Source organism: Staphylococcus sp. GDY8P131P (genome assembly GCF_017891975.1).
GTDB classification, from domain to species: Bacteria; Bacillota; Bacilli; order Staphylococcales; family Staphylococcaceae; genus Staphylococcus; species Staphylococcus nepalensis.
Map to the genome: position 1 here is coordinate 15,357 of NZ_JAESKF010000004.1, position 15,456 is coordinate 30,812.

Sequence of the window (15,456 nt, forward strand, 5' to 3'; positions counted from 1 at the left end):
AACCATTTATGAAAGTACTAGTTATTGGCACAGGTGGAAGAGAACATATCTTAGTGCATAAGTTAAACCAATCTTCACTAGTAAATAAAATTTTTGCAATTCCAGGTAATGATGCAATGTCAGACATTGCAGAGGTTCATAGTGAAATAGCAGAAACAGAACATGACCGAATTGTCGAATTTGCTAACGAAAACAACATTTCATGGGTTATTATAGGACCAGAACAACCTTTAACGGATGGCTTAGCTGACAAATTACAGGCAAAACAAATCAAAGTGTTTGGTCCAAATAAAGCAGCAGCACAGATTGAAGGTTCAAAATTATTCGCAAAGCAGTTAATGGAAAAATATAATATTCCTACTGCAGAATATAAAGAAATCACGAATAAGTTTGATGCATTACAATATATTGAAACATGCGAATACCCAGTTGTATTAAAGAAAGATGGTTTAGCAGCAGGCAAGGGTGTTATTATTGCAGAAAATTACGAGGAAGCGGTTGAAGCGGTTCATTTATTGTACTCACAAGAGTTAGGTACAGTGGTCTTTGAACAATTCCTAGAAGGCGAAGAATTTTCATTAATGACGTTTGTAAACGGCGATTATGTCGTGCCATTCGATTGTATTGCACAAGACCATAAACGCGCATTTGATGAAGATAAAGGGCCAAATACTGGTGGAATGGGCGCGTATTGCCCAGTACCACATATCGATCAGAAGATACTTGAACGTACAAATCAAGAGATTGCTCAACCTATCGCACAAGCAATGTATAAAGAAGGGTACATATTCTTCGGTGTACTTTATATTGGCGTGATTTTAACAAATGAAGGCCCAAAAGTAATCGAATTTAATGCAAGGTTTGGTGATCCAGAAGCGCAAGTATTGCTAACCCGAATGGAAAGCGATTTAATGCAACATATTTTAGATTTAGAAGCTAAAAGAGAAATTACATTTAAATGGAAAGATGCGTCTATCGTAGGTGTAATGCTTGCTTCAAAGGGCTACCCAGGTAAATACGAAAAAGGTAAAATAGTGTCTGGATTTAATTTAGATGGAAATTATTTTGTTAGTGGTCTAAAAAAAGATAAAGATAACTTCGTTACAAGTGGTGGCCGTGTTATATTAGCACTCGGAGAGGGCCATGATATCGTTAGTGCGAAAGCAAATGCATATAAGGCTGTAGAAAAAATAAAAAGTGAAGCGTTATTTTATCGCAAAGACATTAGTAATAAAGCAATTAAATAAGCAGATGTTATCACATTAAAATAGACGTATACTGAAATCTAAATTAACTTCAAGGTTTAGTATAAGCACATTTTTACACCAGTTATCTATTGATAATATCGCAGTATATTCAAGTCTATTTATCGACTAGAGCGCTTTGATATCTTTATTAAATTAGAGTATAAGCTAGGCTACTGATTTCCTATATTCTAAAGGAGATGAGTAGTCTCGTTTTGATTTTATTAAAACGTTAAATGTTGTTTTACAATGGCTATGATTGGACAATTTATTTTAAAATGAATACATATAATATATAAAGGGCTGAATAGCAATTTATTAAAAATGTATTATTTAACCCAAGTAGTTAGATTGAAAAAAGCTAAGACAAAGTGGTTTAAGTTTTGTCTTAGCTTTAAAAATTGGATAATAACGAATTTTGGATCTAGTAAAGGTAATGGTTAATAAATATTTGTTATTCTGACATCATTTATACCTGTAATAGGTAATTGTTGTGCTAAAAAATAAGCAACAATTAAAATAATGATGACAATTATAATTAATAGAATATCTTTATACGAGAAAGGCGCGTAATAATAATACGTACGTGGTCCATCTTTAAACCCTTTTTTTTCCATTGCTACAGCTAATTGATGTGCTTTTCTAATATTTTGGCTTAAAAGTGGGATAATAAGATGTTTCATTCGATTTAAAAAATTATAATTTTGTTTAGATATGATTTGATATCTCATTTTTAGGGATTTTCTAAGTTGTACGAGAGAACTAATCATTAATGGCACCATTCGAATAGCAGCCATAAAAGCATACGCAACTTTTGGTTTAACTTTTAAATGTTGCATGAGACTATAAAAAACCATAACAATTTCTGATGTAAATGCTATTAAAATACCAAAGAATGATATGGTTGTTGTACGTAATGCTAAATGAAGCCCTCTAACTAAACTTTCTACACTAATCTGAATAAATCCGAATTTAAATAGAATGTGGGTGCCGTCGCCATAAAAAATCATAAATAGTGCTGAAATTAAACTAAAGATAATCGTAAATAAAATAAACGCTAATGTAATTTTGAATTTTATACCATTGAAAAGTAATAAAAATATAAACATTAATAAACAAATGTAAACCATATAATCAAATTGATGTACAAAAATAATATAAAAAAACAAAATAATGGCTAATGTTAATTTAGTAATGATATTCACGTCATCTATGAAGGAATAATGGTTTTTCCACATTTCAAACATGTTTATCACCTTCGATTTCAAGTATTCGCTTATTTTCCACATATAATCTTCGTGAAGGGTAGCGTGAAATAATTTCTGAATCGTGTGTCACCATTATAATAGATTGGCCATTTTTCACACGTTGTTGGAATAATTTGATTAGGTTAAAGGTATTGTGACTATCCAAACCAAAAGTAGGCTCATCCAATAAAATAAAATCGGATGAAGAACTTAAAGCAATTGCTACGCTTAGCCTTCTTTTTTGGCCAATAGATAATTCATAAGGATGTTGCGTTTTAACAGCTTCTAAATTTAACAAACGGAGCAGTGTGTTGGTTTTTTCGTCAGCCTCTGCTTTTGAACGATAATTTGATTTGTTTTGAATTAAAATTTCTTGAAAAACTGAATGTGTAATAAATTGTTGCTCTGGATTTTGATATACTAAGTACATATTTTTGGAAGCGTCTTTAATTTTAGTGAGCTTTTTGTGATTGAAAAACATATTACCATCATATTTAATTAGTTGCATCATTGATTCTAATAGTGATGTTTTACCTGTACCATTTGGACCAGTGATGGTAATCCATTCTCCTTGCGTAATCTCAAGCTTAGGAATATTGATAAGTGATTGTTTTCTTCTTTTAATGATGCCTTTTTCAAAAGTGAATATCTTATTATTTGTTTCTGGGTTGTGATCGAGCTCGATTGGTTTGGGTGCTCTATCCCATGCCTTAGGATGCCATACGCCATACTCAGATAATAGATGTTCGTAGTTGTTAAGTATTTCAGCTGGCATCGCGTCAGCTACGATGTCTCCATCATAATTTAATAATATGACACGATCTATGTGTTGCCATATATGTTCTACTTTATGTTCTACTATGATAACTGTTTGGTTTTGCCACAACGATTTAATTTTATCCCATAACTCAACAGTTGCTTCTACATCTAACATTGCAGTAGGCTCATCTAAAAAGAGTGTATCTGCTTGTTGAAGTAATGTTTCTGCAATAGCTAACTTTTGTTTCATGCCACCACTTAAATTGTTGATATATTGATTTTTGTTGACACTCAGACCAACAGAGTCAAGTGCTGATTCGATCAGCGCATCCATTTCTTGACGAGGTGTTTGCAAGTTTTCTAGAACAAAAGCGAGTTCTTCATATACTTTTGGCATACAAAACTGACTATCAGGGTCTTGAAAAATAACTCCGCAATTACTATCAATTTCTAATTTATCGTATTTCATGGGTAAGTCGATTAGATTCGGCACAATACCACTTAAAACATTAAGTAGGGTGCTTTTGCCTGAACCAGATGGACCAAGTATAAGTAGCTTTTCTTTATCTTGTATATTTAGTGAAAAATGGTCGAATATTTTCTTAATCCCATTTGGGTATTTTAATCGTAGATTTTCAATTCCTATCAACTTTCATGCTCCTTATAAATTGTCATAATCTTTTTGGGTTGCAGGTCTAAATAATTTAGTTACACCGGTTTGATCTAATATTTTTACGATATAATAAGATAATAATCCAGCAACTACAATACCACTAATTAAACGAAAGGCGATATATAGTGTTAAATTCCACCCAACAATTTCTCCTAAATATCCATATGCAAAATCAAGTGGAAGTGTAGAGATAGAGGCTAAAAGGCCTGCTAATATTGCTACCATAGCAGAACGTGATTTATATCTAAAAATAGCGAAAATAACTTCACATGCTAATCCTTGAAGCAACGCATATACCATTGTGGGAATATCAAATCTACCCATAACAATCGTCTCTCCAGCGCCTGCAGCAAATTCAGCTAATAAAGCAATCCCAGCTTTCGGTATAATTAAATAAGCCACAATAGCTGCCATAAACCAGGCGCCATATGTGAGCTCTTCAAGATGAAGACCTGAAACCTGCACAGCTTTATAAACTAAAGTCCATATATTATAAATAAGCGCAAAGACAACTGCTATAAGTACAGTTACTAAAATTTCTGATAGCTTTAAACCTTTTGACATAAATTCTCCTCCAAAAAAAACGCACAACCTTCTAGAAGTTGCGCGCTAAACATAGGCATATGGATACAAAAAATATTGTATCGCAATACACTTTCCTACGCTAGCTTAATCTAGATCAGGTTCAAAGGGTTTGAGGGTATACCTCATCTCAGTCACTAAACACCCCTAGTGCGAATATTAATTTTAAATTTAACTATAATGTATGATTTTTCACCACTTATGTCAAGACGTATCGAGAATAAACTAAAGATTCACGAATGTTAAAGTCATTAGGTGCAAAATAGACGTTGCGATTTCGAAAATATTGCATTATCCTAAACCGGATAGAACTCATATTGTTTATAAAAAGCATTATATCATATAAGGCTCATCATAAAGAAGAAAACAGAAACCAGATTTTCAAAAATGATTTCATTGTTCAACTCTGGTAAAGATGACTAGAAAATATACAAGAACGATAAGGGTAAAACCATCGTGTGAGTGTATGCTCATCTTCACGTCTAAGCATCACTAACTCAACAGAATTAAGAAGCGAAACTTTATACTTTAGTTTTAATTATCTACTGATACACACTAATTATATATGTATAAATATGTTTCTTATTTCTTTACAAAAGTTAATAGAAGTAGTTGAGCCATAGGTAAACAAAATACATAAAAAACTAGGTTGCTAATCCTCATCGTAGAAAGAAGTCAACAACCTAGCCATATATAGTGTCTCAATAGAAGTCTATATTGAAAGTCCAACCTTTAGTAACGATATAACCTCTGTATCTTTGAATCAACACATTTTTTAAAGCGTTATACCGAATTTTAATCTAAACTGTCCTGAACGTTTTTCTTTGTTTCTTCAGTATTATTTTCAGCAGTTTCTTTTTTATCTTTTAATTTATCTTCAGCTTCTTTTGCTTTTTCAGCTGCTTTTTTATTTGCTTCTTCTTTACTCATAATTTAACACTCCTTCACAGTAAACATGACTTACAGTTATTATTTACCACATGAAATGAAACGTAAACAATAAGTATAGATGAAACTTTAATTCTTTGGTTGTAAAATATTTGTTTAGTAATTTAAATTTAGTGGAAAGTTGACTATACCACTTTTTTCTATCATACTATAGACTTATTTATGGATTTATTAAAGACAAGAACAAAATGTTAATATATAATAACTTTGAGGTGAATGGTATGTCTTTTTTTAAGAAACACGCTGAGATATTATATAGTTATATAATAGGCATCGTTTCGCTTTTCACAGGTCTCATCATTTTAATAAATTTACCCATGGTCCATGATTTAAAGGATAAGGGTAAAATAGAATTACATATTCATAATGTTTGGGATTTTATAAATGCATTTTTTGCAGAAATCATAAGAGTTATGAGTAATTATATAGGGAATTTTCCTGTTATAAGTGCGATATTAATTATTTTATTTGGTGTTGCAGTTATATTAATTGGGTTTGCCCTTTTAAGAACAACGAAATATGATTATGATGTTTCAATCTTCTTTTTAGTTATAGGTATTCTTTTCTTTATTATAACGTTAATTCTAATGACACAAGTTTATAGCTTTTTTGCTATCATTTTTATCATCCCGTTTGTTATTCACATTGGGTATATCGTGTATAAAGATGAATTAAATCCAAAACACAGAAAATATCACTATTTACTTATTATTTTCAGTTACGGCATGAGTTATTTAATTACACAAATTGTGTTATATGGAAGAATTGACAGTGATGAAATTATTCCAATAGATATATTAAGTGTAAACACATTCTTTATATTAATGTGGTTACTAGGGCAAATGTCAATTTGGAACTTCTTATTTTTAAGAAGATCATTACCGTTGACAAAACAAGAATTAGGTGAAGAAGAACCTGAATTATCTAGAGCGAGCAAAGATACAGTTACAAACCAAACAAAAGAACATTTGAAAAATTTACAAGATAAGACAACTGAGTTCACACGCAAAACCCGTAGAAGTGTCGATATTCAAAAATTAAGAGATAAAAAAGATAAATTTATCGAAAAATGGAAGAATATTATTGATATTCAAGAAGATGATATTCCAAATTGGATGAAAATACCAAAATGGGTTAAATCGGCGTATGTAGAAATATTTTGTGGTGTTGTATTATTGTTCTTTACAATTATAGAATTTAATAATAGAAACGCATTATTTGTATCAGGTAATTGGGAAATTTCTCAAACACAGTATGTAATCGAATGGATTACTTTATTATTGTTGATGTTTATTATCATTGCCTATATATTAACTACTATAACGAACTTCTTGAGAAATAAATTCTATTATCTACAGTTATTTATGATAAGTCTATTATTTTTCAAATTAGTAACAGAATTTATGAATATTATGGTTCATGGTCTATTACTATCAATTTTCATTACACCAATATTATTAATTATGTTAATTGCAGTAACAGTATCATTTATTATTAAATTACGTGAACCTTCAAGAGATTAACAAACAAAATATAACTTTAAATAGGGAACCTGAGATATTAATCAATATCTCAGGTTCTTCTACGGTATGCATAGTGAAGAATTGAATTAAAATTGTGATTATAACAAGTCATCTATGCAAGCATCCTGAATCCTGCGTGCCTTTTCAGCCATCTTTACAAGTCTGAAGCAAAGGAATTTCTAGAGAAATAGAGTGAAAACGCGATTAACGCGATTTTTTGTCTTACTTTTATTATTTTTAAATAACTAATGAGGTAAGTTTACATGTAATACATTATATTAAGCATTGCATATAGTTAATATTTATTTAAATATAAATGATGTTACTATAATTATTGAGATGATAGAATAAGAAAGCATTAATTACAAAACATTAGAAAGGCTGACATATATTTATGAAAACTGCCACATTAAATAAAGGTAAAGAAATGAAATATTTAAATGGTTACCCGCTGATTGATGATGAGGATGTTTTTGCTCATGATCATTTAAAAGAAGGAGATTTGTTCTTATTAGTAAATGATAAACACCAATTTATTGCAACTGCATATGTAGGAAGACAGCATAAAGGGCTTGGCTGGGTATTAAGTTATGATAAAGACGAAGAAATTAATATCCGCTTTTTTGAAAGTCTTTTTGAGACAGCTAAAGAGGAAAGGTCATATTTTTATAATATCGAAGGAACTAACGCTTTTAGAGTTTTTAATGGTGAAGGTGACGGCGTTGGAGGGCTAACTATAGATAATTATAACGGCCACTTTTTAATTCAGTGGTATTCTAAGGGCATTTATAAGTATCGCTACCAAATTTTAAATGCATTAAAGAATGTTTTTAAATATACTTCACTTTTTGAAAAAATGCGTTTTAAAGACGCTCATATAGAGGGCGGTTTTGTTGATGGAGAAGTACCTGAATTTCCAATTGTAATCGAAGAGAACCATACTTTTTATAACGTAGATTTAAACGATGGACCTATGACAGGTATATTCTTAGATCAAAAAGAAGTACGAAAGAAATTAAGAGATCAATTTGCAGATAATAGATACTTACTCAATATGTTTAGTTATACAGGTGCTTTTTCAGTTGTTTCAGCAGAAAAAGCAAAAGTGACTACTAGTGTAGATTTAGCTAACCGTTCTCGATCTTTAACAGAAGAAAATTTTGGATTGAATGCAATTGATCCAAAAACACAGTACATTTTTGTTATGGACACATTTGATTACTTTAACTACGCACGACGTCATGATTTAATTTATGACACGATTGTTATTGATCCACCTAGCTTTGCTAGAAATAAAAAGAAAACTTTTTCAGTGTTAAAAGATTACGATAAATTAATATTAGGCGCCTTAGAAATACTTTCGCCAGGCGGGACGCTATTATTATGTACGAATAACAGCACATTTTCATTAAAAGCCTTTAAAAAAGTTATTAAAGATACTTTAAACCGTGCAGAAGTTGATTTTGAATTTTTAGAAGTAATGGGCTTACCAAAAGATTTTAAAACACATCCTCACTACAAACCATCAAAATATTTAAAAGCTATTTTTGTAAATGTACAATAGATCACTAAAAATAGGGTAATGTTTTTAATATACTAGCATTTACAAGGAGTGAATATCATGAGTATTAAAAATAAAATTACAAATAGTGTGACCCAAAAAGTTGGAAATAAAGTGTTAAACATTGAAGATGTGAAAAATAAAAATAATTTACCCACTACACATATTGAACTTGAAGAGCGCCGCGAACGCGCTCAAGCAATTGTTAGAAAAAAATCAGTATTATCATCGAGTGTTAGTGTTGTACCCATACCAGGTTTGAATTTCGGTGTAGATATTAAGCTGATGAGAGATATAATTGAAGACGTTAATAAAATCTATGGTTTAGATCATAAACAAGTTAATTCAATGAGAGAAGATGTAAAAGAGCGCATTTTTGCATCGGCAGCCATTCAAGGCAGCCAATTCATTGGTAGAAAAGTATCTAATGCAATCTTAAAGGTTGTTATAAAAGATGTTGCAAAGCGTATGGCTGCTAAACAAACGAAATGGTTTCCACTTGTTGGACAGGCTATTTCTGCCTCTATTAGTTATTATTTTATGAAAAAAATAGGGGACGATCATATTGAGAAATGTGAAAAAGTTGCTAAATCTTTAATGTGATAGTGTAGCGTTTTCAAAAAAGAGACAATATTCACGGATTATTGTCATGTCATGGGTGCAACGAATTGAATTTATATATATAATTTGGTAATGTTATTATATAAAACTATGCTAGGTTTTATAATAAACTAACGATTCTAACTATACGAAGGAGACATTATATTATGGAACAAAAATCATATGTAATTATTGACGAAACAGGGATTCATGCACGTCCAGCTACAATGCTTGTTCAAACTGCATCAAAATTTGATTCAGATATTCAATTAGAATATAACGGTAAAAAAGTTAACTTGAAATCAATCATGGGTGTTATGAGTTTAGGCGTAGGTAAAGATGCTGAAATCACAATCTATGCTGATGGTAGCGATGAAGCAGACGCAATGGAAGCTATTACAGATATCTTATCTAAAGAAGGATTAACTAAATAATATGTCTAACTACATTAATGGTATTGCTGCATCAGACGGTGTAGCTATTGCTAAAGCATATTTATTAGTTGAACCCGACCTTTCATATAACAGCGAAAAGGTCAAAGATGTCGACGCAGAAATTGCTAAGTTTCAAAAAGCTATTGAAACATCTAAAGTTGAATTAACAAAAATTAGAAATAATGCTGAGGAAAATCTTGGTGCTGATAAAGCAGCTATTTTCGATGCGCATTTATTAGTTTTAGATGATCCTGAGTTAATTCAACCGATTGAAGAAAAAATAAAAAATGAACAAGTTAACGCACCAACTGCACTTTCGGATGTAACTGGACAATTCATTACCATCTTTGAATCGATGGATAATGAATACATGAAAGAACGCGCTGCAGATATTCGTGATGTATCTAAGCGTGTATTAGCGCACATTTTAGGTGTGGAATTGCCCAATCCGAGTATGATTGATGAAAGCGTTGTTATAATTGGAAACGATTTAACACCTTCAGACACGGCTCAATTAAACAAGGCGTTTGTACAAGGCTTTGTTACAAATATTGGTGGAAGAACTTCTCACTCAGCGATTATGAGCCGCTCACTTGAAATTGCTGCAGTAGTAGGTACAAAATCAATTACACAAGAAGTTAAACAAGGTGATATGATTATTGTTGACGGTTTGACTGGCGAGGTAATTATAGATCCTACAGAAGATGAAGTGATTGCATACCAAAATAAACGGGAACGTTTCTTTGAAGATAAAAAAGAACTTCAGAAATTACGTGATGAAGAAACAACAACAGTGGATGGAGAACATGCTGAATTAGCTGCCAACATTGGTACACCAAATGATTTAAAAGGTGTTATTGAGAATGGCGCTGAAGGTGTCGGACTATACCGTACTGAATTCTTATACATGGGCAGAGATGAAATGCCAACTGAAGATGAACAATTTGAAGCTTATAAAAAAGTTCTAGAAACTATGGAAGATAAACGCGTTGTTGTACGTACTTTAGATATCGGCGGCGATAAAGAGTTACCATATTTAAACTTACCTGAAGAAATGAATCCATTCTTAGGTTACCGTGCAATACGTTTGTGCCTAGATCAACCCGAAATATTTAGACCGCAACTACGTGCGTTATTACGTGCATCAACTTACGGTAAATTAAGTATTATGTTCCCAATGGTTGCTACGATTAAAGAATTCCGTGATGCTAAAGCATTATTATTAGAAGAAAAAGAAAATTTAACAAATGAAGGTATTGAGGTTTCAGATGATATCGAAGTTGGTATCATGGTAGAAATCCCTTCAACTGCTGCATTGGCAGATGTTTTCGCTAAAGAAGTAGATTTCTTCAGCATTGGAACTAATGATTTAATTCAATATACAATGGCAGCTGACCGTATGTCAGAACGCGTATCATACTTGTATCAACCATACAATCCTGCAATATTACGTTTAGTGCAACAAGTTATTGAAGCTTCTCATAAAGAAGGTAAATGGACTGGTATGTGTGGAGAAATGGCTGGAGACGAAACTGCTATCCCATTATTACTAGGTTTAGGTTTAGATGAATTCTCTATGAGTGCTACATCGATTCTTAAAGCACGTCGTCAAATTAAAGGTTTGAGCAAAAATGAAATGGAAGAACTAGCACAAAGCGCAATTAACTGTGCTACTTCTGAAGAAGTACAAGCATTGGTAAGCGAGTATACTAAATAATAAAAAAAGCGGGAGAGAAACTACGTTTCTTAAAATGTTTTCGTAATCTCGCTCTGGCTAAAATGGTTTGTCTTCATAAATAGATAAATAGCAATTAAGAAGTCATTTTTAAAGGCTATGAGAGACCCAAATGGGTCTCTTTTTTTAGGCTTTTTGTCAAAGAGGATTGAATGGCTTACATGACTAAAGCCCATGCGTAAGTACTATTAAATCAATGAGTTAAGAAACTATGCTTAAAAAGGGAGTTCATGTTCTCATGAGAGTTAGTTATTGCTGATATGCTAGTAGAAGTCAAAACAGTATGGGTGTCTTAAACTTTTTTAATTCATAGTAAATAAACATCTTTTGAGTAAAAAAATGTTTATTTATTTGTTTTAGTGTTAGATTGAATATATACATTAAACTAAAATAATGTCATTGGTTAGCAATAAGATTTGCTTTTGCTGGTTCCTGGTTCGATTAATCACATATTGATATAGTGTGTAACGTCAATGGGGCACTTGGCTTTGTTTTGCTTTCAATCAGTTAAAATCCTGATATTATACCTCTATATTTAATGAGTGGTTAATTTTATCCATATCAATTTGATACATTGGTTCATTATTTAATAAAATAAATGGTGTTGCAAATGCATCGTAATCTATCATTTCATTTCGAAATTGTGAATGAGCAATATTTTTCTCTGTGTAAGTAATGCCTTTATCTGATAAATAGTTTTTGATAAAAGTACAAGGTGGGCAATCATTCTGTGTGTAAATAATAACATCGTTCATTGATCATCAATCCTTTCGATAATTAAGTTACTTTAATATAAATTACTTTTAATAATAATTCAAGTTATTAAAATTACATGCAATTGGTCATTAATTTGTCACTTAAATTTGAGTTTAACTAATTTTAAATCATAGATATTCTAGTTATAATGAATAGACGTTGTGATTTTTGTCACAAATAATTAAAAAAGGTGATATTATGGATTCAGTTGAATTAGCGCGTTTTCTAACTGCAATGACACTTGCAGTTCATATCATATTTGCAACAATTGGTGTAGGCGTGCCATTAATGTTTGCTATTGCTGAATTTTTGGGGATTAAGAAGAATGATCCTCACTATATAACATTAGCTAAAAGATGGTCTAAAGGTTATACGATTACAGTTGCTGTAGGGGTTGTGACTGGTACAATCATAGGATTACAGTTATCCCTATTATGGCCAACATTTATGCAAATGGGTGGTCATGTAATCGCGTTGCCATTATTTATGGAAACATTTGCATTCTTCTTTGAAGCAATTTTCTTAAGTATTTATTTATATACTTGGGATAGATTTAAAAGTAAATGGACACATTTTTTAATTAGCATACCAGTCATTATTGGAGGTTCTTTCTCCGCATTCTTTATTACTGCAGTCAATTCATTTATGAATACGCCAGCTGGTTTTGAAATGAGTAAGGGAAAAATGATTAATGTTGAACCTTGGGTAGCAATGTTTAATGATTCATTTTTTGTAAGATCATTTCACGTTGTAGCTACTGCATTTATGACAATGGCATTTGTATTAGCTGCGATTGCTGCATTTAAGTTAATGAAAAATAAATTTAAAAAAGACACAGAATATCATAAAAAAGCATTAAAACTAACAATGATTCTTGGAATCGTCTTTACTTTAGGTTCTATGCTAGCCGGTGATTTATCAGCTAAGTTTTTACATCAAGAACAACCAGAGAAGTTAGCTGCATATGAATGGCATTTTGATACAGAATCAAATGCTAATTTAGTGCTTTTTGGAACTTTAGACGAAGAAACTCAAGAAGTTTCCGGTGCAATTAAGTTACCAAGTATACTCAGTTTCTTAGCAGATAATAACGTAAATACTGAAGTTAAAGGATTAAATGATTTTCCAGAAGAATTACATCCGCCAATGATCGTACACTACTACTTTGATTTAATGGTTTCTATGGGTGTCTTCTGTTTAATTATTTCAGCAGCATTTATATTAACGCTATGCTTTAAAAAATTACGGAGATTCACTTATTCCAAACCAATGTTATATGGTGCCTTACTAACTGGGCCAGCAGCTATGCTTGCTATAGAGTTTGGCTGGTTCCTGACAGAACAAGGACGTCAACCATGGATTGTGCGTGGTTATCTAAAAGTAGCTGACGCTGCAACACAAGCAGGCGGCATAACACTCGTGACAGTATTATTTGGTATATTATATCTCATATTGATTGTAACTTCTTCGTATGTATTATTAAGAATGTTTAAGAATAAACCAGCCTATAAAGAGTTTGAAGAACATTCATCAGAAAGAGGTGATGCATAATGGTATTCGCATATATAGGGATCGCAGTTTTATGGATATTCTTATTTTGTTATATTATTGTTGCCTCAATTGATTTTGGTGCTGGTTTCTTTACATTACATGCGAAAATAACAAAGCAAGATAAAAAAATTAATCATTTAATTGCACGTTACCTTAACCCTGTTTGGGAAGTAACTAACGTTTTCTTTGTTTTCTTTTTCGTAGGTATGGTTGGATTTTTTCCAGACTCAGCTAAATATTTCGGTACAGTATTGTTAGTACCTGCTTCAATTGCACTTGTATTATTGTCAATTAGAGGTGGATTCTATGCTTTTGAAAATTATGGGCCAGATACAAAATTACCTTGGTTAGCAATGTATGGTCTAGCTGGGTTATTTATACCGGCTGCTTTAGCTACTACGTTAACAATTTCAGAAGGGGGATATATCACTGGATCAAACAACAATTTAGATTTAAATTGGTTTGAGTTACTCTTAAGTCCATATTCATGGTCAGTAGTATTTTTAGCAATTATATCAGTGCTCTATATTTCGTCTGGATTTTTAACATACTACGCTTCGAAAGCAAATGATAAACCAGCATATAGTTTGTTGAGATATTGGTTCTTATTCTGGGGGCCTCCTATGATAGCCATTTCATTATTTGTCTTTTTATCATTAAGAATACAAAACGAGACCCATTTCTATACGGCAGTATTTGATTATTGGTGGATGTTTGCACTTAGCTTCATTTGTTTTGCAGGTGCCATGTTGCTTACTTTAATGAAAAAATGGCACGGTATCGCATTTATATTAGTTATTTTACAAATGGGCTTTGCGTTCTTTGGATATGGTGTAAGTAAATTACCATATATCTTATATCCTTATATACGTATAGATGAACACGTGGTTAATAGTAGTATGGCAATTGCTTTGATTATTGCATTTATTTTAGGTTTACTTTTACTTATTCCATCGCTAATATTATTATTGAGATTGTTTGTTTTTGATAAAGAATATGTCAAAGGTAAAAAATAAACTCATATATTAAAGTGCTGTAATGATAATTGTTTAAATTATTTAGATTTGATACATTTCAATTATCTTACTGTTTGGAGGACGCATATGGACAAAGAATATGTGGTTATAGGTTTAGGCCGTTTTGGCGGCAGTATTGTCAGAGAATTGAATGCTTTAGATATGGATGTTATGGCAATTGATATGAATGAAGCACGCGTGAATGAATATAGTGATATTGCTACACACGCTGTAATTGCTGACACAACAGATGAAGCAGTAATGAAAAGTTTAGGTATTAGAAATTTTGACCATGTTATTGTAGCTATTGGTGAAAATATCCAGTCAAGCACGTTAACCACTTTAATTTTAAAAGAATTAGGTGTTAAAAAAGTAACTGCTAAAGCTCAAAATGATTATCATGCTAAAATTTTAAATAAAATAGGTGCAGATACAGTCGTTCATCCAGAAAGAGATATGGGAAGAAGAATTGCGCATAATGTAGCAAGTGCGAGCGTTTTAGATTATTTAGAGTTAGCAGATGAACATTCTATTGTTGAAATTAAAGTCAGTGAAAAAATGGCAGGTCAAACGATTATTGAATTAGATATTCGAGCACAATATGGGATAAGTATCATAGCTGTGAAAAGAGGAAGAGAAATTATTGTTTCACCAGATCCCCATATCAATATTGAAATTGGCGATATTTTAATTATGATTGGCCATGATAATGATTTAAATCGTTTTGAGAAGAAGGTCGTTAGATAATAAATGCACCTAAGTATATTAAAGGTTGAGACTTAAATACGTCTCAGCCTATTTTCATAACATTATAGTAAACAAAATAA

14 protein-coding genes and 1 riboswitch are annotated in these 15,456 nt (G+C 31.6%); of the genes, 9 read left to right on the plus strand and 5 right to left on the minus strand.

Annotated elements, in window-relative coordinates; translation table 11 throughout:
• Window positions 1-8: 8 nt before the first annotated feature.
• Window positions 9-1,247: a phosphoribosylamine--glycine ligase gene (gene purD, locus KA894_RS04215; RefSeq protein ID WP_115342304.1), complete on the plus strand. Its 1,239-nt coding sequence runs from the start codon at window positions 9-11 to the stop codon at window positions 1,245-1,247.
• A gap of 437 nt (window positions 1,248-1,684) precedes the next feature.
• On the opposite strand, the gene KA894_RS04220 is transcribed toward purD, so the two are convergent.
• From KA894_RS04220 to graF, 4 genes are all read right to left on the minus strand, one after another.
• Complete coding sequence (locus KA894_RS04220) at window positions 1,685-2,491, minus strand: energy-coupling factor transporter transmembrane component T family protein (protein WP_107644373.1); 807 nt, start codon at window positions 2,489-2,491, stop codon at window positions 1,685-1,687.
• On the minus strand, window positions 2,484-3,899 hold the full coding sequence (locus KA894_RS04225) for an ABC transporter ATP-binding protein (protein WP_119488079.1): 1,416 nt from the start codon (window positions 3,897-3,899) through the stop codon (window positions 2,484-2,486). The genes KA894_RS04220 and KA894_RS04225 overlap by 8 nt, the downstream gene beginning before the upstream one ends.
• Before the next feature lie 12 nt (window positions 3,900-3,911).
• Window positions 3,912-4,487, minus strand: coding sequence for an ECF transporter S component (locus KA894_RS04230; RefSeq protein ID WP_119488078.1), 576 nt, complete (start codon window positions 4,485-4,487; stop codon window positions 3,912-3,914).
• Between the two features lie 75 nt (window positions 4,488-4,562).
• A riboswitch (TPP riboswitch) is annotated at window positions 4,563-4,664 on the minus strand.
• 636 nt (window positions 4,665-5,300) lie between these two features.
• Complete coding sequence (gene graF, locus KA894_RS04235) at window positions 5,301-5,435, minus strand: glycopeptide resistance-associated protein GraF (protein ID WP_194445642.1); 135 nt, start codon at window positions 5,433-5,435, stop codon at window positions 5,301-5,303.
• 239 nt (window positions 5,436-5,674) lie between these two features.
• Between graF and auxA the strand changes: the two genes are divergently transcribed.
• The 5 genes from auxA (at window position 5,675) to ptsP (ending at window position 11,288) form a co-directional block, all read left to right on the plus strand.
• Window positions 5,675-6,976 carry a lipoteichoic acid stability factor AuxA gene (auxA, locus tag KA894_RS04240; protein WP_115342302.1) on the plus strand — a complete coding sequence of 434 codons (1,302 nt, stop codon included), beginning with the start codon at window positions 5,675-5,677 and terminating at the stop codon, window positions 6,974-6,976.
• A 394-nt stretch (window positions 6,977-7,370) separates the two neighbouring features.
• The gene (locus KA894_RS04245; protein WP_119488110.1) at window positions 7,371-8,540 is read left to right on the plus strand and encodes a class I SAM-dependent rRNA methyltransferase; all 1,170 of its coding nucleotides are present in this window, start codon (window positions 7,371-7,373) and stop codon (window positions 8,538-8,540) included.
• Window positions 8,541-8,597: 57 nt separating this feature from the next.
• The gene (locus KA894_RS04250) at window positions 8,598-9,140 is read left to right on the plus strand and encodes a DUF697 domain-containing protein (protein WP_096810412.1); all 543 of its coding nucleotides are present in this window, start codon (window positions 8,598-8,600) and stop codon (window positions 9,138-9,140) included.
• 164 nt (window positions 9,141-9,304) lie between these two features.
• Window positions 9,305-9,571, plus strand: a complete 267-nt coding sequence (locus KA894_RS04255; RefSeq protein ID WP_096810411.1) for a phosphocarrier protein HPr — start codon at window positions 9,305-9,307, stop codon at window positions 9,569-9,571.
• A gap of 1 nt (window position 9,572) precedes the next feature.
• On the plus strand, window positions 9,573-11,288 hold the full coding sequence (ptsP, locus tag KA894_RS04260) for a phosphoenolpyruvate--protein phosphotransferase (RefSeq protein WP_107644257.1): 1,716 nt from the start codon (window positions 9,573-9,575) through the stop codon (window positions 11,286-11,288).
• A 539-nt stretch (window positions 11,289-11,827) separates the two neighbouring features.
• Here ptsP and KA894_RS04265 read toward each other — a convergent pair.
• Window positions 11,828-12,061, minus strand: coding sequence for a glutaredoxin family protein (locus KA894_RS04265; protein ID WP_096810409.1), 234 nt, complete (start codon window positions 12,059-12,061; stop codon window positions 11,828-11,830).
• A 199-nt stretch (window positions 12,062-12,260) separates the two neighbouring features.
• Between KA894_RS04265 and KA894_RS04270 the strand changes: the two genes are divergently transcribed.
• From KA894_RS04270 to KA894_RS04280, 3 genes are all read left to right on the plus strand, one after another.
• A complete protein-coding gene (locus KA894_RS04270; RefSeq protein ID WP_115342301.1) occupies window positions 12,261-13,613 on the plus strand; it encodes a cytochrome ubiquinol oxidase subunit I in 1,353 nt (450 codons plus the stop codon).
• Window positions 13,613-14,629 carry a cytochrome d ubiquinol oxidase subunit II gene (locus KA894_RS04275; RefSeq protein ID WP_096810407.1) on the plus strand — a complete coding sequence of 339 codons (1,017 nt, stop codon included), beginning with the start codon at window positions 13,613-13,615 and terminating at the stop codon, window positions 14,627-14,629. The genes KA894_RS04270 and KA894_RS04275 overlap by 1 nt, the downstream gene beginning before the upstream one ends.
• An 87-nt stretch (window positions 14,630-14,716) precedes the next feature.
• Window positions 14,717-15,376, plus strand: a complete 660-nt coding sequence (locus KA894_RS04280) for a potassium channel family protein (protein ID WP_096810406.1) — start codon at window positions 14,717-14,719, stop codon at window positions 15,374-15,376.
• Window positions 15,377-15,456 lie beyond the last annotated feature (80 nt).